The following is a 19,742-nucleotide window of genomic DNA, read 5'->3' on the forward strand; positions in this document are numbered from 1 at the left end:
GGCGGGTCAGCGCACCGGGTGACCGGCCTCCGCCAGTGCGCCCTTGACCTCGGAGATCCGCAGGTCGCCGAAGTGGAAGACGGACGCGGCCAGGACCGCGTCGGCCCCGGCGTCGATGGCCGGTGCGAAGTCCGCGAGCCGGCCGGCGCCGCCGGAGGCGATGACGGGGACGCGGACGTGCTTGCGGACGGCGGCGATCATCTCGGTGTCGTAGCCGTCCTTCGTGCCGTCGGCGTCCATCGAGTTGAGCAGGATCTCGCCGGCGCCCAGTTCCGCCGCCCGGTGGGCCCATTCGACGGCGTCGATGCCGGTGCCCCGGCGGCCGCCGTGCGTGGTGACCTCGAACGTGCCCTCGGGGGTGCGCCGGGCGTCCACCGAGAGCACCAGGACCTGGCGGCCGAAGCGCTCGGCGATCTCCCGGATCAGCTCGGGCCGGGCGATGGCCGCCGTGTTGACGCCCACCTTGTCCGCGCCGGCCCGCAGCAGCTTGTCGACGTCGTCCGGGGTGCGGACGCCGCCGCCCACCGTGAGCGGGATGAAGACCTGCTCGGCGGTGCGGCGCACCACGTCGTAGGTGGTCTCCCGGTCGCCGCTGGACGCGGTGATGTCCAGGAAGGTCAGCTCGTCGGCGCCCTCGGCGTCGTACAGCTTCGCCATCTCGACGGGGTCGCCCGCGTCCCGCAGGTTCTGGAAGTTGACGCCCTTGACGACCCGGCCGTTGTCCACGTCGAGGCAGGGGATGACGCGTACCGCGAGGCTCATCGCGCACCCGCCCGGTATGCCTCGACCTCGACCTCGACGACCAGGCTCGGGTCCACGAAGCCGGAGACCACGACCATGGTGGCGGCGGGGCGCACGGCGTCGAACAGCTCCTTGTGGGCGCGGCCGACCTCGTCGGTGTCCCGGGCGTGCATGACGTACATCCGGGTGCGGACGACGTCCTCGCGGCCGAGGCCCAGCTCCTTCAGCGCGTCGAGGGCGACGCCGAAGGCGGTGACCGTCTGGTCGTACGGGCCGCCCGCGGCGATCTCGCCGCCCACCACCGACGTACAGCCGGAGACGAGCACCAGGCCGTTCGGCAGTTCGACGGCGCGGGAGTAGCCGAACTTCTCCTCCCAGGGGGCACCGGAGGAGACGCGGCGCACGGATGCGGATTCGGTCATACGGAGACCGCCTCCAGCGCCTCTTCGAGGGTGAACGCCTTCGCGTACAGGGCCTTGCCGACGATCGCGCCCTCGACGCCCGCCGGGACCAGCGAGGCGATGGCGCGCAGGTCGTCCAGCGAGGAGACGCCGCCGGAGGCGACGACGGGCTTGTCGGTGGCGGCGCAGACGTTCTTCAGGAGCTCCAGGTTGGGGCCCTGGAGCGTGCCGTCCTTGGCGATGTCGGTGACGACGTAGCGCGCGCAGCCCTCGGAGTCGAGGCGGGCCAGCGTCTCGTACAGGTCGCCGCCGTCGCGGGTCCAGCCGCGGCCGCGCAGCGTGGTGCCGCGCACGTCGAGGCCGACGGCGATCTTGTCGCCGTGCTCGGCGATGACCTTGGCGACCCACTCGGGTGTTTCCAGGGCGGCGGTGCCGAGGTTGACGCGGCGGCAGCCGGTGGCGAGGGCGGCGGCGAGCGAGGCGTCGTCGCGGATGCCGCCGGACAGCTCGACCTTGATGTCCATGGCGCCGGCGACCTCGGCGATGAGGGCCCGGTTGTCCCCGGTGCCGAAGGCGGCGTCCAGGTCGACCAGGTGCAGCCACTCGGCGCCGGCGCGCTGCCAGGCGAGTGCGGCCTCCAGCGGGGAGCCGTAGGAGGTCTCGGAGCCGGACTCGCCGTGCACCAGGCGGACCGCCTGGCCGTCGCGGACGTCTACGGCGGGGAGCAGTTCAAGCTTCGGCATTACAGCGTCTCGATCCAGTTGGTCAGCAGCTGGGCGCCGGCATCGCCGGACTTCTCGGGGTGGAACTGGGTGGCCCACAGCGCGCCGTTCTCCACGGCCGCCACGAACCGTTCGCCGTGCGTGGCCCAGGTGACCCTGGGGGCACGGATCTTCGGGTTGGTGACTTCGAGGTCCCAGTCGTGCGCCGCGTACGAGTGCACGAAGTAGTACCGGGCCCCGGCGTCGAGTCCGGCGAACAGCTGGGAGTCCTCGGGGGCTTCGACGGTGTTCCAGCCCATGTGCGGGACGACGTCGGCCTTCAGCGGGCCGACCGTGCCGGGCCACTCGTCCAGGCCCTCGGTCTCCACACCGTGCTCGATGCCGCGCTCGAACAGGATCTGCATGCCGACGCAGATGCCCATGACGGGGCGTCCGCCGGCCAGCCTGCGGCCGATGACCCACTCGCCGCGGGCCTTCTTCAGGCCCTCCATGCACGCCGAGAACGCGCCGACGCCGGGCACCAGCAGCCCGTCCGCGTTCATCGCGGCGTCGAAGTCGCGGGTGATCTCGACGTCCGCGCCGACGTGGGCGAGGGCGCGCTCGGCGGAACGGACGTTGCCGAAGCCGTAGTCGAAGACGACGACCTTCTTCTTCGTATCCACGTGTCGCTCGTCGCTTCCTAGTCCCAGAGACCTTGAATGCGCAGGACGCCCGCCACCAGGCACATCAGCGAGGCGATGGAGAGCAGCACGATGACGCCCTTGGGCATGCCCTGCTTGGAGAAGGAGTAGACCCCGCCGGCCAGGAACAGGCCGACCAGGATCAGGATGGTGTTGAGGCCGGTCACAGGGCGCCCTTCGTGGACGGAAGGATGCCGGCCGCGCGCGGGTCGTGCTCGCTGGCGTAACGCAGGGCGCGGGCGAGCGCCTTGAACTGGCACTCCACGATGTGGTGGGCGTTGCGCCCGTACGGGACGTGGACGTGCAGGGCGATCTGCGCCTGGGCGACGAACGACTCCAGGATGTGCCGGGTCATCGTCGTGTCGTAGGCGCCGATCATCGGCGCCATGTTCTCGGGCTCGGTGTGCACCAGGTAGGGGCGGCCGGAGAGGTCGACGGTGACCTGGGCGAGCGACTCGTCCAGCGGGACGGTGCAGTTGCCGAAGCGGTAGATGCCGACCTTGTCGCCGAGCGCCTGCTTGAAGGCGGCGCCGAGCGCGAGGGCGGTGTCCTCGATGGTGTGGTGCGAGTCGATGTGCAGGTCGCCGTCGGTCTTGACGGTGAGGTCGAACAGCCCGTGCCGGCCGAGCTGGTCGAGCATGTGGTCGTAGAAGCCGACCCCGGTCGCGACGTCGACCTTGCCGGTGCCGTCGAGGTTGATCTCGACCAGCACGGACGTTTCCTTGGTGGTGCGTTCCACGCGGCCTGTGCGGGGGTTCATGCGTCGTGCTCCTTCTTCAGTCCGCGCACCGCATCGAGGAACGCGTCGTTCTCTGCCGGGGTCCCCGCGGAGACCCGCAGCCATCCCGGTACGCCGTTGTCCCGGACCAGGACGCCCCGGTCGAGGATCTGCCGCCAGGCGGTGTGGCTGTCGGCGAAGCGGCCGAACTGGACGAAGTTGGCGTCCGATTCGGTGACGTCGAAGCCGAGACCGCGCAGCTCGGTGACGATCCGGTCGCGCTCGCTCTTGAGCTGCGCGACATACCCGAGGAGCGTATCGGTGTGCTCCAGGGCGGCGAGCGCGGTGGCCTGGGTGACGGAGGACAGGTGGTACGGCAGCCGGACCAGCTGCACCGCGTCGACCACGGCGGGGTCGGCGGCCAGATAGCCGAGGCGGAGCCCGGCGGCGCCGAACGCCTTCGACATGGTCCGCGACAGCACCAGGTGGGGGCGGCCCTCGATCAGCGGGAGCAGCGAGGGGTGGTGGCTGAATTCGCCGTACGCCTCGTCCACGACGACCATCGACGGCTTGGCCGCCTGCGCCGCCTCGTACAGCGCGAGGACGGTGCCGGCGTCGACGGCGGTGCCGGTGGGGTTGTTGGGGGAGGTGATGAAGACGACGTCGGGGCGGCGCTCCGCGATGACGGCGCACGCGGCGTCGACGTCGATGGTGAAGTCCTCGTTGCGCGGCCCGGAGATCCAGCCGGTGCCGGTGCCGCGCGAGATGAGGGCGTGCATCGAGTACGAGGGCTCGAAGCCGATGGCGGTGCGGCCGGGCCCGCCGAAGGTCTGGAGCAGCTGCTGAAGGACCTCGTTGGAGCCGTTGGCGGCCCAGACGTTGGCGGCCCCGACGCGGTGTCCGGCGGTGCGGGTGAGGTAGCGGGCCAGCTCGGTGCGCAGCTCGACGGCGTCCCGGTCGGGGTAGCGGTTGAGGTCGCGGGCGGCCTCGCGGACCCGTTCGGCGATGCGGTCGACCAGGGCTTCGGGCAGCGGGTAGGGGTTCTCGTTGGTGTTGAGCCGTACGGGAACGTCGAGCTGGGGTGCGCCGTACGGGGACTGGCCGCGCAGTTCGTCGCGGATCGGCAGGGCGTCCCAGGGGTTGGCCTCGGGACCGCCCGCGTTGCTGTTCGTCACTGCTGGGGAACCTTCCACCCGAACCTGGCCTTGAGCGCGGCGCCGTGGGCGGGGAGGTCCTCCGCCTCGGCGAGGGTGACCACGTGGTGGGTGACCTCGGCGAGCGCGTCGCGCGTGTAGTCGACGATGTGGATGCCGCGCAGGAAGGACTGCACGGACAGGCCCGAGGAGTGGCAGGCGCAGCCGCCGGTGGGCAGCACGTGGTTGGAGCCGGCGCAGTAGTCGCCGAGCGAGACGGGCGACCAGGGGCCGACGAAGACCGCCCCGGCGTTGCGGACCCGGCCGGCGAGCGCGGCGGCACCGGCGGTCTGGATCTCCAGGTGCTCGGCGGCGTACGCGTTGACGACGGTGAGGCCGTCCTCCAGGTCGTTGACGAGGACGATCGCGGACTGCCGGCCGGCCAGGGCGGGCGCGATGCGCTCCTCGACGTGCTTGGTCGCGGCGACCTGGGTGGCCAGCTCGGCCTCGGTGGCGTCGGCCAGTTCCGCGGAGTCGGTGACGAGGACGGCGGCGGCCATCGGGTCGTGCTCGGCCTGGCTGATCAGGTCGGCGGCGACGTGCACCGGGTCGGCGGTGGCGTCGGCCAGGATCGCGATCTCGGTGGGTCCGGCCTCGGCGTCGATGCCGATCCGGCCCTTGAGGAGGCGCTTGGCGGCGGCGACGTAGATGTTGCCGGGGCCGGTGACCAGGTCGACGGGGCGGCAGTCCGCGGTGCCGTACGCGAACATCGCGACGGCCTGGGCACCGCCGGCCGCGTAGACCTCGTCCACGCCGAGGAGGGCGCAGGCGGCCAGGATCGTGGGGTGCGGCAGTCCGCCGAACTCGCGCTGGGGCGGCGAGGCGACGGCGAGGCCGGGGACGCCCGCCTCCTGGGCCGGGACGACGTTCATCACGACGGAGGACGGGTAGACCGCGCGGCCGCCCGGCACGTAGAGCCCGACGCGGTCGACGGGCACCCACTTCTCGGTGACCGTGCCGCCGGGGACGACCTGGGTGGTGTGCGTGGTGCGGCGCTGGGCGCGGTGGACGAGGCGGGCGCGGCGGACGGACTCGTCGAGGGCGGCGCGGACGGCCGGGTCGAGCTCGGCCAGGGCGCGGGCGAGGGTATCGGCGGGCACCCGGACCGATTCCAGCCGGACGCCGTCGAACTTCTCCCCCCAGTCGATCACTGCCGCCGAGCCACGATGGCGTACGTCCTCGCAGATGGGCCGCACCGTCTCCAGGGCGGCTTCCACGTCGAACTCGGCACGGGGCAGCAGGTCGCGCAGGGCGCCACCCTCGGGGAGGGCATCGCCGCGCAGATCGATTCGAGAGATCACACCGCAATTCTCGCAGACCGCCGCGCACGGCCGGACGGCCGTATCACTGGCTGATACATGCCTGCCCTGTGACGGCTGACTATGTGCGTTCATCCCGTCACTCAGAGGGAATAACGGGATCACTCCTCCGGACGAAAGGGGCACCGGTGACGGAGCGGTACGACGATGATCTCCCGGACGGCCTCAGCGCGGCGGAGCTGGGCATGTGGCAGTCCTTCCGGAACGGCACCACCTACGACCTACGGGCCCGCGACCGGGCCCGCGACGATCCGTTCGCCCCGCACGAGTGGGGCCCCGAGCGCAGCGTGGCGGCCCGGGTGGTCGCCCGGCTGCTGCTGAGCGGCCCGCCGGCCCGGCCGGGCCGGGTGACGGCGCTGAAGCTCCGGGGCATCCGGATCACGGGGAGGCTGGACCTGGCGGGCGGCCGCGTCGATCCCTATGTGGAGCTGACCGGCTGCCGGTTCGACGAGGAGGTGGCGTTCCCGGAGTGCCACTTCACGACCCTGCGCCTGGTGGAGTGCGCGGTGCCCCGCTTAGAGGCGGCCCGGCTGCGCACCGAGGGCGATCTGCATCTGCCGCGCTGCCGGGTGGAGCGCGGGGTCCGGCTCACGGACGCCCAGATCGGCACGGATCTGCTGGTCAACCAGATCGAGGTCGGCCCGGACCGGCAGGGGCGGTCGCTGCTCGCGGACGGGCTGACGGTCGCCCAGGATCTCCAGGCCGAGATGACCGACATGCTGGGCGAGCTGAGTCTGCGCGGGGCGAAGGTGGGCGGTTCGCTGAGCCTGCGCGGCAGCCGGCTGCGGGCGGCCCGGGGCCGCCGCGCGCTGAACGCCCCGCAGCTCAGCGTCGAGCGGACGCTGTACATGAGCGAGGCGTGGGTCAGCGTCGACACGGGGAACCAGGGCACCACTCCCCCGTACGGCATCTCGACCTCGCCGACCCCGGCGCACGGCACCCGCTCGCAGGTGTTCCGCTGCCGGGGCGGGGTGCGGCTGGACGACGGCAGGTTCGGTGACGCGGTGGACCTGCACAAGGCGGTGTTCGTGCTGGACACGCACGAGGAGCTGTCGTTGCGCCGGACGGTCACGCCGGAGCTGCGGTTCAACCCGGAGCGGCCGGTGCGCGGCCGGGTGGTGCTCAACGGCGCGAAGGTCGTCACGCTGATCGACGTGTCGTCCAGCTGGCCGGGCCCGGGCGGGCTCGCGATGGGCGGCTTCGTGTACGAGAACCTCGTCCCGTACGGACATTTCCCGCTGTCCCGGCGCCTGGAGTGGGTGGCGGCGGCGACCCCGGAGTACGTACCGGAGCCGTACGAGCGGCTGGCGGCGGTGCTGCGCAACTGCGGGGAGGACGCGGACGCCCGGGAGGTGCTGCTCGCCAAGCAGCGCCGCCGCCGGGAGACCCTGCCGCCGGCCGGGAAGCTGTGGGGCTTCCTCCAGGACTGGACGGTGGCGTACGGCTACCGGCCGGGGCGGGCCGCGGTGTGGATGGCGGTGCTGTGGGCGGCGGGCACGCTGGCGTTCTCGCGGTACGACCCGGCCGCGATCAAGGGCGAGGAGCATCCGCAGTGGAACGCGCCGCTGTACGCGCTGGATCTGCTCATCCCGGTGATCGATCTCGGCCAGGACGGCTACTGGCGGATGGACGGCGGCTGGCAGTGGCTGGCGGCCGGGCTGATCCTGGTGGGGTGGATACTGGCCACCACGGTCGCGGCGGGCGCCTCCCGGCTGCTGCGCCGGGGCTGACCGCCGGCCGTCGGGGCGCGGGCGGTACTCGCCGGTGACGGCGGGCCGCGCGGCGCCCGGTCGCGGGCGGGGCAGACCACGGGCCTTCTGCCCAGGACCGACGAGAATCAGCCAGAGTCCCGGCATTCCTTTACCGCTCCTTGACCGATGCCGGGGCAACCCATCCACTCGGCACAAATGCTTCACAGCGCTCCCCTTGGCGCCGCCTCCACCAGCGCTTTTCAATGGTCTGCACCATGCCTTTCCTCCGCGCTCTGCTCCGAACCGCGCGCGTGATCCGGCACACCCCGGCGCTCTCCACCGGGCTGCCCGCGGACCACGCCGTGCTGCTCGACGCCCCCGACGAACGGCTGTCCCCCGCGCTGGTGGCCGCCGCGGCCGGGGAGTACGAACCGGCCGCGAAGCTCCTGGCGACCACCCGGGACGCGGCCGAGTGGGAGAGCCGGGACCGCTATCTGAGACGGCTCGTCGCGTTCGCCCGCGGCCGGGACGGCTGGCTCGGGGACTGGCTGGCCGCCGCGCCGCGCGATCCGGACGCGCTGCTCGTCAAGGCGCAGCTCTCGGTCGACCGCGGCTGGGAGTCCCCGGCGCGCGCGGAGCGGCTGCGCGAGGTGGGGCCGCTGATCACGGCGGCCGCGGCGGGTGATCCGCGCGATCCGGTGCCCTGGCGCCTCGCGCTGGACCACGCCCGGGGCACCCAGGCCACGCACACCACGTTCGAGGCGCTGTGGGGGGAGGCCCTTCAGCGCTCCACGCACCACTACGGCTGCCATGTCGCCGCCCTCCAGTACCTGTCGGCCGCCTGGTACGGCTCGCACCGCGAGTGCTTCGACTTCGCGGAGCGGGCCGCCGAGGACTCGGTGCCCAGCTCCCTGGTGCAGGCGCTGCCGTTGCGGGCCGCGTTCGCGATGCTCACCGAGGGCCCCTGGGACACCCGGTCGACCTCGGTGCAGGTGGAGCGGATCGACGCGGCGGCGGACCTGGCGATCTCGCTGTCGGCCTCCTTCGCCCCGGGCGACCCGTGGCCGTCCGAGGTGCGCAATCTGCTCGCGTACGTCCTGGTGGTACGGGGCCGGTGGGCCGAGGCGCTGGAGCAGTTCGGCCGGATCGGCCCGCACGCGTCCTCGTTCCCGTGGGCCTCGGTGTCCGGCGATCCGCTGGGCCGGTTCCTGGACACGCGGGACGGCGCACGGCTCCGGGTGGCCTCCGCGACCCCGCTGTGGCAAGGCTCCGGGCGAGGGCGGGCGCGCGGCCATTACGCTTGACCGCTGTGACCACCGCTCGCCTGCCCCTGTTCCCGCTGAACGCGGTGCTGTTCCCGGGCCTCGTGCTGCCCCTCAACGTCTTCGAGGAGCGATATCGCGCCATGATGCGGGAGCTCCTGACCATCGACGAGGACGAACCGCGCCGGTTCGCCGTGGTCGCCATCCGCGACGGCCGGGAGACCGCCGTCACGGGTCTCGGCATGCCGGAGGCGGTCCGCAAGCCCGTCGAACGCGGCCCGGCCGACGGCTTCGGCCCCGATCCCCTCCAGTCGCTGCACCGGGTGGGCTGCGTCGCCGACGCCGCGACCGTCCGGGAGCGCGCGGACGGCAGCTTCGAGGTGCTGGCCACCGGCACCACCCGGGTCCGGCTCCTGTCCGTGGACGCGACCGGCCCCTTCCTCACCGCCGAGCTGGAGGAGCTGGAGGAGGACCCGGGCGACGAGGCGGGCCCGCTCGCCGAGGGCGTCCTGCGGGCCTTCCGCGGCTACCAGAAGCGCCTGGCCGGCGCGAGCGAACGCTCCCTCACCACGGGCGCGGACCTGCCGGACGACCCGTCGGTCGTCTCGTATCTGGTCGCCTCCACGGTGGTCCTGGACGTCCCCGCCAAGCAGCGGCTCCTCCAGGCCCCGGACACCGCGACCCGGCTCCGCGAGGAGCTGCGCATCCTGCGCGCGGAGACCGCGGTCATCCGGCACCTGCCCTCCCTCCCGGCGGTGGACCTGACCGTCGCCCCGACACACCCGAACTGACGCCATGGCCAAGAAGCAGAAGAAGTCCCCGTCCGGCGGCACCCCCGCCACGGTCGCCCTGACGGCGGCGGGCACGGAGTTCACCGTGCACGCGTACGAGCACGACCCGGCGTCCCCCTCCTACGGCGAGGAGGCGGCCGAGGCCCTGGGCGTCTCCCCCGACCGCGTCTTCAAGACCCTGATCGCCGACGTGGACGGCCGCCTGACGGTCGCGGTCGTCCCGGTCGCCGGCTCCCTGGACCTGAAGGCCCTGGCCGCGGCGGCCGGCGGCAAACGCGCCACGATGGCGGACCCGGCCGCGGCGGAACGCACCACGGGCTACGTCCGCGGCGGCATCTCCCCCCTGGGCCAGCGCAAACGCCTCCCCACGGTCCTGGACGCGTCGTCCCGCACCCACCCCACGATCTGCGTCTCGGCGGGCCGCCGGGGCCTGGAGGTGGAACTGTCCCCGGAGGACCTGGCGACGCTGACGGGGGCGGTGTTCGCGGACATCGGCCGACAACCCAGCCCCTCCGGCGTTTGAGGAGCGGGGTCCGGGGCAGAGCCCCGGTTTAGGGAAGGGGCGGGGAGGGGAAAGGCCCCGCGCAGCGCCCCCCCTACGCCCCGTCGGACGACGACGCGTCGGACCCGGAAGACGGCACCCCGGACGACGGCGCCGAAGGCGCCCCTGGCGCCCCGGGTCCCCACCCCCCGTAAGACCCCCACTCCCCCTCGAAATCCCGCGGCCCCCAAACCGCGGTCACCCCCAGATGCACCACCATCGCCGCCAGCCCCCAAGCCAGCAGCACCCCATGCGCGTGCATCTCCAGCGGCGCGTCGAACACGACCCCCTTGCCGGCCTCCCGCGCATGCGCGACCACATCGGACGTCGGCCCCAGCCGCGTCCCGAGCTGCCACGCCAGCAGCGACCCGAGGACGCTGCCCACCCCGAGACCCACGGTCAGCCAGATCCCGCCGCGCCGGTGGTACCAGAAGACGAGCCCCGCCGAGACCGCCCCGAACGCCAGCCCGAGCAGGGCGAACGTGCCGTCGGCCCCGATCGCCTCCTCGCCCTCGCTGTCGTTGAGGAACACCGCGGTGCTGTCGGAGATCAGCGGCACCCGGGGCGCCAGCCACAGCCAGAGGAGCCCCATCAGGACACCGGCGACGGTCACCACGGCGGCCACGATCCCCGCCCGCCGCAGATCCGCCCGCAGCTCCTCCCGGTCCACCCCCGGCGAGGACGCCGGATGGGAGCCGTACACGGCGGCGGGACCGCCCGGCTCACCCCCCGGACCCGGCTTCCGCCAGTCGTGGTGGTCGTCGGACGAGGGCCGGTTCGGCGGCGTCAGAGGTGCGGTCACCGTGCCATCGTGCCAGGCGCCCGTGAGCCGCGCCTCACCGGACCGCCGCCCTGCGGTACGCCCAGGTCGCGACGGCCAGCGAGACGACCCCGACGACGGCGCAGACCGCGAGGTCGAGCGCGACGACCGCCCAGTCGGGATGGGCGTCGAAGGACCGGGCCAGCGCCTCCACCCCGTACGTGGACGGCAGCAGATCACGCGCCCAGCCCACCGGCTCCGGCAGCCGGTCGGCCGGCAGGACGCCCAGCAGGAGCGCGGCGGACATGCCGAGCTGCCCGAGGAGCGTGGCGAGCTCCTGGCGCGGCGCGAGGAGCCCCAGCGCGGCGCCGAGGCCCGAGAGCGCCGCGCCGGAGAGCGGCACGACGGCCACGAGCACCCACAGATGCGCCATCGGCAGCCCGAACAGCACGCTGCCGGTCACTGCGGTGGCTACGGTCCCGGGCACGGTGAAGGAGGCGTACGCCCCCGCCGCGCCGAGCACCACGGCGGCGGGCGGCACGGGCAGCGTGGCGTAGTGGTCGAGCCCGCCGCCCGCCCGGAGCTGCCCGAAGTACTGGGCGAGGAGGTTCAGCGCGACGAAGGCGACGACCAGGACGCTGGACCCGGCGACGACGGCCCGCGCCTCGGAGCCGCCGTCCACCACCCCGCGCATCAGGATCATGATGCCGACGGACTGGAAGGTCGCCACGAAGAGCAGCGGGATGCGGGCCACCCGGGCCCGGGAGAGCTGGGCGCGGTAGACGGCCGCGAGGGAGGGGAACAGCCGGGCCCGGGGGGCGAGCGTCGCGGCCGCCCCGGCCACCGCACCGATTCCGCTCATGCCTTCACCAGTCCCTTGGTCGCGCCGCCGCCGAGCGCGAGGTAGACGTCCTCCAGGCTAGGCGTCGCCAGGCTGAAGTCGTCCAGCGCCGCGAAGGCCGCGCCCCCGGTCACCGCGGCGACCGCCACCCGCGCCTCGTCGGGCGCGAGCCGCAGCGCCCAGCGCCGCCCGGACTCCTGCGCACGCGCGCGCAGGGCCGCGACCTCGGGGATCTCCAGGGGGGCGCGATCCCGCCACACCAGCTCGACCCGGACCTCCCCGGCGACGCGCTCCTTGAGCCCGGCGGGGGTGTCGCAGGCGATGACCTTGCCGCGTTCGATGACGGCGACCCGGTCGAGGACGGTCTCGGCCTCGATGACGTTGTGGGTGACGAGCAGGACCGTGGCGCCGCGCTCCGCGCGCCGCCGGTCGACGGCGGCCCAGACGGCGCGCCGGGCCACCGGGTCCATGCCGGTCGTGGGCTCGTCCAGGACGAGCACGGGGCGCTCCCCGACGAGCGCGGCGGCGAAGCAGGCGAGGCGCCGCTGGCCGCCGGAGAGCTTCTTCAGCGGCCGGCCGGCGAGGCCGGCGAGGCCGAGCTCGTCCAGGACCGCGTCCCGCTCGGCGCGGGCCGCGCGCACCGGGAGGCCGCGCAGCCGCCCGGTGGTCTCGGCGGCGAGAGCGACGGTCAGCTCGTCCAGGGCGGTGGACTCCTGCCCGAGGTAGCCGATCAGCCGGGCGGCCCGCTCGGGGTGGCGCACCAGGTCGTGGCCGAGGATGTCGACGCTGCCGGAGTCGGGCCGCATCAGCCCGGTGAGCTGGCGTACGAGGGTGGACTTGCCGGCTCCGTTGGGCCCGAGCAGTCCGAAGATCTCACCGCGCCGGACGTCGAGGCTGATGCCGTCGGTGGCGCGTACTTCGGGGGTCGCGGGCGTGCCGCGGCGGCCCCGGGCCGGGGGGTAGGTCTTCACCAGATCGCGCACCGCGCACACGGTGCCGCTCGCCGTCGGCGCCTGCACTGTCCCCGTACTCACGAGGTACGAGGGTACGGGGTCCGGGGACCGGCATTACGCCCGGGGCCGCACCGATCGGACATCAACGCCGGCGGCGGCCGGGTTGAGCGGCCCTGGCGCGAATGTGGCCTCAGTCTCCGGCGGGCCCGGTTTTCCCGGCCTTCTCCACGGCCCGCTCGGCCGCCGGGGCATGGTCGGCGGCGGTCCGTACGTCGATCTCGCGCCAGAAGCCCGCCCGGATCGCATACCGGTCGTGCTCGTCGATCTGGTCGTCCTTGTGGGCGAGGAGGCCGAAGCGGGCCGCGTACCGGAGAAGTTCGCCGTCGATGCGGTGCGGGATGCGCGGGTAGAGGGTGGAGAGCTTCTGGAGGTGGCCGGTCTCCGGGAGCCGTTCCATCCAGCGCCGGGCGAAGACCTGGCCCACCTCGAAGGGGTCGCCGCCGACCGTGGTGATGTCCTCCTCGCGGTCGGCCCAGCGCTGTTCGGCGCTGGTGAGCTGAGCGAGCGTCGGCAGGGACGCGGTCTCCGCGGGTTCGCCGAGCGGACCGCCGCGCTCCACCCAGCCCCGGTCCGAGGACCAGCGCAGGGTCGCCGCGGGCTGCGGGGCCGGCGGCCGCTCGGCCGGTCCGGCGGCGGGCCCGCGCAGGGTGCCGGCCAGGTCCTTCGGGGTGGGCACGCCCTTGGCGCCGTGCCCGTGCGCGGGCTGGGCGGGGGCCTCACCGGGCGCGGGCGGCGCTGCCGCCGCCTCGTCCTCGTGGGCCGGGGCGGCCTGCGCGGCGGCCCGGGACGCCCGCTCGGCGGAGGCGGCGAGCGCCGATTCGGGCAGCGGGGCGGAGAGGATCGCGGCGATCTCGGTGCGCGGCACGGGCGGCGGGGCGCAGAGGCCGCCGGTCTCCTTGGCCCGGACGGCCTGGGTGATCCAGGCGCGGTCCAGGACGCGGCGCTCGTCGGCCTCGGCGACCAGGTCCTCGGACTGGTTGTAGTCGCCGTCGGCGGCCTGGACGGCCCAGAGGTGGACGGCGACGCCGTGCTCCTTGGCGGACATCAGGCCGGGGAGCAGGTCGCCGTCGCCGGTCACCAGGACCACGTCGGAGCAGGCGCGGTTGCGGGCCAGCTCGGTCAGCTCGGCGTGCATCGCGGCGTCGACGCCCTTCTGCGCCCAGCGCCCGTCACTGCGGGTGAGGGCGCCGAGCCGGACGGTGACCCGGGGCATCACGCGCAGCCTGCGGTGCTCGGGCTGCGGGACGCGGTCGGGCGCGCCGTCGAACCAGTAGATCCGCAGCAGCGGCTGCGCGGTGTCGGCCTCGGCGCGCTCGCGCAGCTGCTGGATGAGCGCCGCGTGGTCGACGGTGATGCGGGACCGGGCGGGCTCTCCTGCCAGCAGACTCGCGGCTGCGCCCAGCAAGTAGCCGGCGTCCACCAGGACGACGCAACGGTCCACGCGTTCCACCCTCTTCCAGGCATTCGGGATCGGGTTTTCTCAGGGTTCCTTCGAGTCTGCCCGACCACGCCGGGGTTAACGGCCGGAACTCGATCATCGGCGTGGCGGATCGCGAAAAGCGCGCATCATACCCCGTCACTACGCACGGTAATGATCCGACATGCGATGTTTATCCGATTATGTGAATCTGAGGTGGTCCTGGCCCCGAGAGTCCTTATAGGAGGAACACCATGGCCAAGAACAAGAACCGCAAGCAGGGCAGCCAGCAGGACCGCGCTTCGCAGGCGGAGCGCGGTGCTCAGGAGGCACGCTCGACGGCCACCGAGGCGCGGAGCTCGATGGAGTCGCAGGCTCAGGGCAGCCCTGCCGATGTTGCGCGCAAGCATCAGCGGCGCTTCGGCCACAACTGACCGGACTCCCGGTAAGGCAGGCACACCGAGAGGGGCGACCCCGCGCAAGCGGAGCCGCCCCTCTCGTACGCGTACCGGAACTCAGCCGGCCAGGCAGGACGGCCCGAGCAGCACCTTCAGGTCGCCGAAGAGCGCCGGGTCCGGCTTCACCCGGTGCCGGTCCAGCCGGAGCACCGTGGTCTTGCGGGGGCCCTGGAGCCGGATGCGTACCTCGGTGTCGCCCCGGTGGCTGTTCAGCACCTCACCGAGCCGGCTGACCATGGGCGGGGTGACCCGGACGGTCGGGATGGTCAGGACGACGGGCGCGTTGGTCCCCGCGTTGGAGATGTCGGGGACCTGCATCTCCATGGCGACCAGGCGCGGCACGTCCTCGCGCTTGTCGAGGCGTCCCTTGACGAAGACGACGGTGTCCTCGACCAGCTGGGTGGAGACCAGCTGATAGGTGGCGGGGAAGAACATGCACTCGATGGAGCCGGCCAGGTCCTCCACGGTGGCGATGGCCCAGGCGTTGCCCTGCTTGGTCATCTTGCGCTGGAGGCCCGAGATGATGCCGCCCACGGTGACGATCGCGCCGTCGGCGTGCTCGCCGCCGGTGAGCTGCGAGATCGACGCGTCCGACTTGTCGGACAGCACGTGCTCCAGGCCGAACAGCGGGTGGTCGGAGACGTAGAGCCCGAGCATCTCGCGCTCCTGGGCCAGCAGATAGGACTTCTCCCACTCGACGTCGGAGAACTCCACATCGAGCCCGAAGCCCGGCTCGTCGCTGTCCTCCTCGCCGCCGCCGAAGAGGTCGAACTGCCCCTCGGCCTCCTTGCGCTTGACCTGCACCACGTTGTCGATCATGGGCTCGTGGTGGGCGACGAGCCCCTTGCGGGTGTGGCCCATCTCGTCGAAGGCGCCGGCCTTGATGAGCGATTCCACGGTCCGCTTGTTGCAGACGACCGCCTCGACCTTGTCCAGGAAGTCGGGGAAGGTGCTGTACTTCCCCTTCGCCTTGCGGCACCGGATGATCGAGTCCACGACGTTCTGGCCGACGTTGCGGACGGCGGTGAGCCCGAAGAGGATCACGTCGTCGCCCTGGGCGGCGAAGTTGGACTCCGACTCGTTGACGTTCGGCGGGAGCACCTTGATGCCCATGCGCCGGCACTCGTTTAGGTAGACCGCGGACTTGTCCTTGTCGTCCTTGACCGAGGTCAGCAGGGCGGCCATGTACTCGGCGGGGTAGTTCGCCTTGAGGTACGCGGTCCAGTAGGTGACGAGCCCGTACGCGGAGGAGTGCGCCTTGTTGAACGCGTACCCGGCGAACGGGACCAAGACGTCCCAGAGCGCCTTGATCGCCGCGTCCGAGAAGCCCTTCTCCTTGGCGCCGGCCTCGAAGAGGACGAAGTTCTTCGCCAGCTCCTCGGGCTTCTTCTTGCCCATCACGCGGCGCAGGATGTCGGCCTCGCCGAGCGAGTAGCCGGCGACGATCTGGGCGGCCTTCTGCACCTGCTCCTGGTACACGATCAGGCCGTAGGTGAGGCCCAGGACCTCCTTGAGCGGCTCCTCCAGCTCAGGGTGGATCGGGGTGATCTCCTGGCGGCCGTTCTTGCGCTCGGCGTAGTTCGTGTGCGAGTTCATGCCCATCGGGCCCGGCCGGTAGAGGGCCGAGACGGCGGAGATGTCCTCGAAGTTGTCGGGCTGCATCTGGCGCAGCAGGGAGCGCATCGGCCCGCCGTCGAACTGGAACACGCCGAGCGTGTCACCGCGGCACAGCAGCTCGTACGTCTTGGGGTCGTCCAGCGGGAGGGCGAGCATCTCCAGGTCGATGCCCTTGTTGGACTTCACCATCTTGATGGCGTCGTCCATGATCGTCAGGTTGCGCAGCCCCAGGAAGTCCATCTTGAGGAGGCCGAGCGATTCGCACTGCGGGTAGTCCCACTGCGTGATGGTGACGCCGTCGGTGTGCCGCACCCAGACCGGGGCGTGGTCCACGATCGGCTCGCTGGACATGATGACGCCCGCGGCGTGCACGCCCATCTGCCGGACCAGGCCCTCGACGCCCTTGGCGGTGTCGATGACCTTCTTGACGTCCGGCTCGTTCTCGTACATCCCCCGGATCTCGCCGGCCTCGCTGTAGCGCGGGTGGCTGGAGTCGGTGATGCCGTTGAGGTCGATGCCCTTACCGAGGACGTCGGCGGGCATGGCCTTGGTGAGGCGGTCGCCCATGGCGTACGGATAGCCGAGGACGCGGGCGGAGTCCTTGATCGCGTTCTTGGCCTTGATCTTGCCGTAGGTGCCGATCATGGCGACCTTGTCGGCGCCGTACTTCTCCGTCACGTACCGGATGACCTCGACGCGCCTGCGCTCGTCGAAGTCGATGTCGACGTCGGGCATGGAGACGCGCTCGGGGTTGAGGAACCGCTCGAAGATCAGTCCGTGCTCGATCGGGTCGAGGTCGGTGATGCCCATCGCGTACGAGACGATCGAGCCGGCCGCGGAGCCCCGGCCGGGGCCGACCGCGATGCCGTTGTTCTTGGCCCACATGATGAAGTCGGCGACGACCAGGAAGTACCCCGGGAACCCCATCTGGATGATGATGTCCATCTCGTACTCGACCTGCTTCTGCCGGTCCTCGGGGACGCCGTTCGGGAAACGGCGGTTCATCCCGGTCCGGACCTCCTCCTGGAACCAGGTGATCTCCGTGTAGCCCTCGGGGATCTCGAACTTCGGCATCAGGTCGCGCTTCTCGAACATCCCGGAGGTGTCGATCTGCTCGGCGACCAGGAGAGTGTTGGCGCACCCCTCCTGCCAGGCGTCGGACGAGTCGACGCCGTACATCTCGTCCGTGGTCTTCAGGTAGTAACCGGTGCCGTCGAAGCGGAAGCGGTCCGGGTCGGAGAGGTTCTTGCCGGTCTGGATGCAGAGCAGGGCGTCGTGCGCGGTCGCCTCGGAGGCGTAGGTGTAGTGCGAGTCGTTCGTCACGAGCGGCGGGATGGAGAGCTTCTTGCCGATCTCCAGGAGCCCGTCGCGGACCCGGCGCTCGATCTCGATGCCGTGGTCCATCAGCTCCAGGAAGTAGCGCCCCTCGCCGAAGATGTCCTTGTAGTCGGAGGCCGCCTTGACCGCCTCGTCGAACTGGCCGAGCCGCAGCCGGGTCTGGACCTCGCCGGAGGGGCAGCCGGTGGACGCGATCAGGCCCTCGGACCACTGGGCGATGGTCTCCTTGTCCATCCGCGGCCACTTCTGGAGCCAGCCCTCGGCGTAGGCGTCGGAGGACAGCTTGAAGAGGTTGTGCAGCCCCTTCGCGTTGGCCGCCCAGATCGTCTTGTGGGTGTAACCACCCGAACCGGAGACGTCGTCGCGCTTCTGGTGCGGCTGCCCCCACTGGATCTTCCGCTTGTGCTTGCGCGACTCGGGCGCGACATACGCCTCGATCCCGATGATCGGCGTCACGTCCGCCTTCTTCGCCGAGTGGAAGAAGTCGTACGCCCCGTGCAGGTTGCCGTGGTCCGTCATGGCGATATGGGTCATGCCCATCTCGTTGCACGCGTTGAACATGTCCTTGAGCCGCGCGGCACCGTCCAGCAGCGAGTACTGGGTGTGGACGTGAAGGTGCGTGAAGGGCGGCTTGGTCACGGCGCTGTGCCTCCGGGGAAATGTGGATGACGGGACGGGTGACGTCTCGGGATGTCTGGGGGGACAGCGTGGAAGTCTACGTCTCCGAGGAGCGCGGCGGCGGGCACTCCGGGAGACGGCCGCGCGTTGGAAAGGCGGGATCACCCGTCCCTTTTGTCATGCACGCCATCACCCGGGCCAGATACCAGGAGGCAGTCACAGATGTCGGACACGCAGACCGGCGCGGAGCGGCGCGGGGAGCAGATTCTCCAGGTCTTCGACACCACCTTCGGGGAGCTCCTGGCGGCCGATCCGGCCGCGTTCCGGGTCAAGTTCCGGAAGATGGCGGGCTCCGCCTTCGCGTTCTACCGGGGCACGGCCTGCCTGTTCTACAGCGACCTGGAGCGCGAGCGGCACGGCGGCCCGTATCTGGACGAGCGCACCGGCCGGGTCTGGATCCACGGCGACCTGCACGCGGAGAACTTCGGCACCTACATGGACGCCAACGGCCGTCTGGTCTTCAATGTGAACGACTTCGACGAGGCGTACGTGGGCCCCTTCACCTGGGACCTCAAGCGCTTCGCTGCCTCGGTCGCCCTGCTGGGGTACGCGAAGGCGCTGGGCGACGAGCAGATCACCGAGCTGGTCCGGATCTACGCGGCGGCCTACCGCGAGCGCATCCGTGCCCTGGCCACGGGCGCCGGGAGCGGCGATATATCCGAGCTGCCTCCCTTCACGCTGGACACCGCCGAGGGGCCGCTGCTCGGCGCGCTGCGCACCGCCCGCTCGCTGACCCGGTTCTCGCTGCTGGACTCGATGACCGAGATCCGCGACTTCGAGCGCCGGTTCGCCGAGGGCGGCGGCGCGATCGACCTGGACGCGGCGACGCGGTACAAGGTGCTGGCCGCGTTCGACGGCTATCTGGAGACGCTGCCGGAGTCGAGCCTGACCCGGCCGGACTCCTACCGGGTCAAGGACGTCGTGGGGCGGCGCGGCATCGGCATCGGCTCGGCGGGCCTGCCCTCGTACAACATCCTCCTGGAGGGCAACAGCGACGCCCTGGAGAACGACGTCGTGATCTACCTCAAGCAGGCCCAGACCCCGGCCGTCTCCCGGCACATCACGGACCCGGCCGTGCGCGGCTACTTCCAGCACGAGGGCCACCGCACGGTGATCTCGCAACGCGCCCTCCAGGCCCACGCCGACCCGTGGCTCGGCTGGACCGAGCTGGACGGCGCCGGCCAGCTCGTCGCCGAGGTCTCGCCGTACGCGGTGGACCTGGACTGGTCCGACATCGACGAGCCCGACGAGATCGCGGCGCTCGTCGCCGACCTCGGCCGGGCCACGGCCACGATGCACTCGGCGGCGGACGACGAGAGCGGCCACTCGCTGGTCCCGTTCTCCACGGAGCGCGCGATCGACGCCGCCATCGCGGCCGACGAGGAGGGCTTCGGGGACCTCCTCGTGGACTTCGCCCACAGCTACGGCGCCCGGGCCCGCGCGGACCACCAGATCTTCGTGGACCTGTTCCGCAACGGGCGCATCCCGGGCCTGTAGCCGGTGGAGCAGCCGGCGATACGGCACCTTTAGGGGTCGCTTACAGGTTCGCATGCGACACTCC

At 72.0% G+C, this 19,742-nt stretch carries 19 protein-coding genes; 6 read left to right on the forward strand and 13 right to left on the reverse strand.

The genetic code is table 11. The features are described from left to right. Positions 1-6: 6 nt before the first annotated feature. From hisF to hisD, 8 genes are read right to left on the reverse strand one after another with little or no spacing between them, the layout of a single operon-like run. Entirely contained in the window at positions 7-762 is a 756-nt protein-coding gene (gene hisF / locus OG338_RS06020) for an imidazole glycerol phosphate synthase subunit HisF (protein WP_073968225.1), read from the reverse strand. Then, entirely contained in the window at positions 759-1,163 is a 405-nt protein-coding gene (locus OG338_RS06025) for a RidA family protein (RefSeq protein ID WP_405936325.1), read from the reverse strand. Before OG338_RS06025 ends, hisF begins: the two co-directional genes overlap by 4 nt. Next, entirely contained in the window at positions 1,160-1,885 is a 726-nt protein-coding gene (priA, locus tag OG338_RS06030; RefSeq protein ID WP_147972921.1) for a bifunctional 1-(5-phosphoribosyl)-5-((5-phosphoribosylamino)methylideneamino)imidazole-4-carboxamide isomerase/phosphoribosylanthranilate isomerase PriA, read from the reverse strand. The genes OG338_RS06025 and priA overlap by 4 nt, the downstream gene beginning before the upstream one ends. Continuing rightward, positions 1,885-2,526, reverse strand: coding sequence for an imidazole glycerol phosphate synthase subunit HisH (gene hisH / locus OG338_RS06035; RefSeq protein ID WP_073864622.1), 642 nt, complete (start codon positions 2,524-2,526; stop codon positions 1,885-1,887). The genes priA and hisH overlap by 1 nt, the downstream gene beginning before the upstream one ends. A gap of 17 nt (positions 2,527-2,543) precedes the next feature. Beyond that, on the reverse strand, positions 2,544-2,711 hold the full coding sequence (locus OG338_RS06040; protein ID WP_018104487.1) for a hypothetical protein: 168 nt from the start codon (positions 2,709-2,711) through the stop codon (positions 2,544-2,546). Further along, entirely contained in the window at positions 2,708-3,304 is a 597-nt protein-coding gene (gene hisB, locus OG338_RS06045) for an imidazoleglycerol-phosphate dehydratase HisB (RefSeq protein ID WP_328899728.1), read from the reverse strand. The genes OG338_RS06040 and hisB overlap by 4 nt, the downstream gene beginning before the upstream one ends. Continuing rightward, positions 3,301-4,437 carry a histidinol-phosphate transaminase gene (locus OG338_RS06050; protein ID WP_405936326.1) on the reverse strand — a complete coding sequence of 379 codons (1,137 nt, stop codon included), beginning with the start codon at positions 4,435-4,437 and terminating at the stop codon, positions 3,301-3,303. The genes hisB and OG338_RS06050 overlap by 4 nt, the downstream gene beginning before the upstream one ends. Then, the gene (gene hisD, locus OG338_RS06055; RefSeq protein WP_405936327.1) at positions 4,434-5,756 is read right to left on the reverse strand and encodes a histidinol dehydrogenase; all 1,323 of its coding nucleotides are present in this window, start codon (positions 5,754-5,756) and stop codon (positions 4,434-4,436) included. The genes OG338_RS06050 and hisD overlap by 4 nt, the downstream gene beginning before the upstream one ends. Positions 5,757-5,959: 203 nt before the next feature. Here hisD and OG338_RS06060 point away from each other — a divergent pair, with 203 nt between their 5' ends. From OG338_RS06060 to ybaK, 4 genes are all read left to right on the forward strand, one after another. After that, the gene (locus OG338_RS06060; RefSeq protein ID WP_405940333.1) at positions 5,960-7,504 is read left to right on the forward strand and encodes an oxidoreductase; all 1,545 of its coding nucleotides are present in this window, start codon (positions 5,960-5,962) and stop codon (positions 7,502-7,504) included. A 224-nt stretch (positions 7,505-7,728) separates the two neighbouring features. Next, complete coding sequence (locus OG338_RS06065) at positions 7,729-8,769, forward strand: hypothetical protein (protein WP_405936328.1); 1,041 nt, start codon at positions 7,729-7,731, stop codon at positions 8,767-8,769. Between the two features lie 5 nt (positions 8,770-8,774). After that, entirely contained in the window at positions 8,775-9,518 is a 744-nt protein-coding gene (locus OG338_RS06070; protein ID WP_405936329.1) for an LON peptidase substrate-binding domain-containing protein, read from the forward strand. A 4-nt stretch (positions 9,519-9,522) separates the two neighbouring features. Then, positions 9,523-10,041 carry a Cys-tRNA(Pro) deacylase gene (gene ybaK / locus OG338_RS06075; RefSeq protein WP_405936330.1) on the forward strand — a complete coding sequence of 173 codons (519 nt, stop codon included), beginning with the start codon at positions 9,523-9,525 and terminating at the stop codon, positions 10,039-10,041. A gap of 73 nt (positions 10,042-10,114) precedes the next feature. Here ybaK and OG338_RS06080 read toward each other — a convergent pair whose 3' ends face one another. The 4 genes from OG338_RS06080 to OG338_RS06095 form a co-directional block, all read right to left on the reverse strand. Next, positions 10,115-10,861, reverse strand: a complete 747-nt coding sequence (locus OG338_RS06080) for an ABC transporter permease (protein WP_405936331.1) — start codon at positions 10,859-10,861, stop codon at positions 10,115-10,117. A gap of 34 nt (positions 10,862-10,895) precedes the next feature. Further along, positions 10,896-11,681, reverse strand: a complete 786-nt coding sequence (locus tag OG338_RS06085) for an ABC transporter permease (RefSeq protein ID WP_405936332.1) — start codon at positions 11,679-11,681, stop codon at positions 10,896-10,898. Beyond that, positions 11,678-12,652, reverse strand: a complete 975-nt coding sequence (locus tag OG338_RS06090; protein ID WP_405940334.1) for an ABC transporter ATP-binding protein — start codon at positions 12,650-12,652, stop codon at positions 11,678-11,680. Before OG338_RS06090 ends, OG338_RS06085 begins: the two co-directional genes overlap by 4 nt. 151 nt (positions 12,653-12,803) lie before the next feature. Beyond that, complete coding sequence (locus OG338_RS06095) at positions 12,804-14,123, reverse strand: NYN domain-containing protein (RefSeq protein ID WP_405936333.1); 1,320 nt, start codon at positions 14,121-14,123, stop codon at positions 12,804-12,806. A 221-nt stretch (positions 14,124-14,344) separates the two neighbouring features. On the opposite strand from OG338_RS06095, the gene OG338_RS06100 reads away from it, so the two are divergent. Then, positions 14,345-14,524, forward strand: coding sequence for a hypothetical protein (locus OG338_RS06100; RefSeq protein ID WP_161206519.1), 180 nt, complete (start codon positions 14,345-14,347; stop codon positions 14,522-14,524). Between the two features lie 81 nt (positions 14,525-14,605). On the opposite strand, the gene dnaE is transcribed toward OG338_RS06100, so the two are convergent. Further along, positions 14,606-18,142, reverse strand: coding sequence for a DNA polymerase III subunit alpha (gene dnaE, locus OG338_RS06105; RefSeq protein WP_405936334.1), 3,537 nt, complete (start codon positions 18,140-18,142; stop codon positions 14,606-14,608). Positions 18,143-18,343: 201 nt separating this feature from the next. Between dnaE and OG338_RS06110 the strand changes: the two genes are divergently transcribed. Then, on the forward strand, positions 18,344-19,678 hold the full coding sequence (locus tag OG338_RS06110; RefSeq protein ID WP_405936335.1) for a DUF2252 domain-containing protein: 1,335 nt from the start codon (positions 18,344-18,346) through the stop codon (positions 19,676-19,678). Positions 19,679-19,742: the final 64 nt, after the last annotated feature.

Source organism: Streptomyces sp. NBC_00726 (assembly GCF_045161735.1).
In the GTDB taxonomy this organism is placed as follows: Bacteria; Actinomycetota; Actinomycetes; order Streptomycetales; family Streptomycetaceae; genus Streptomyces.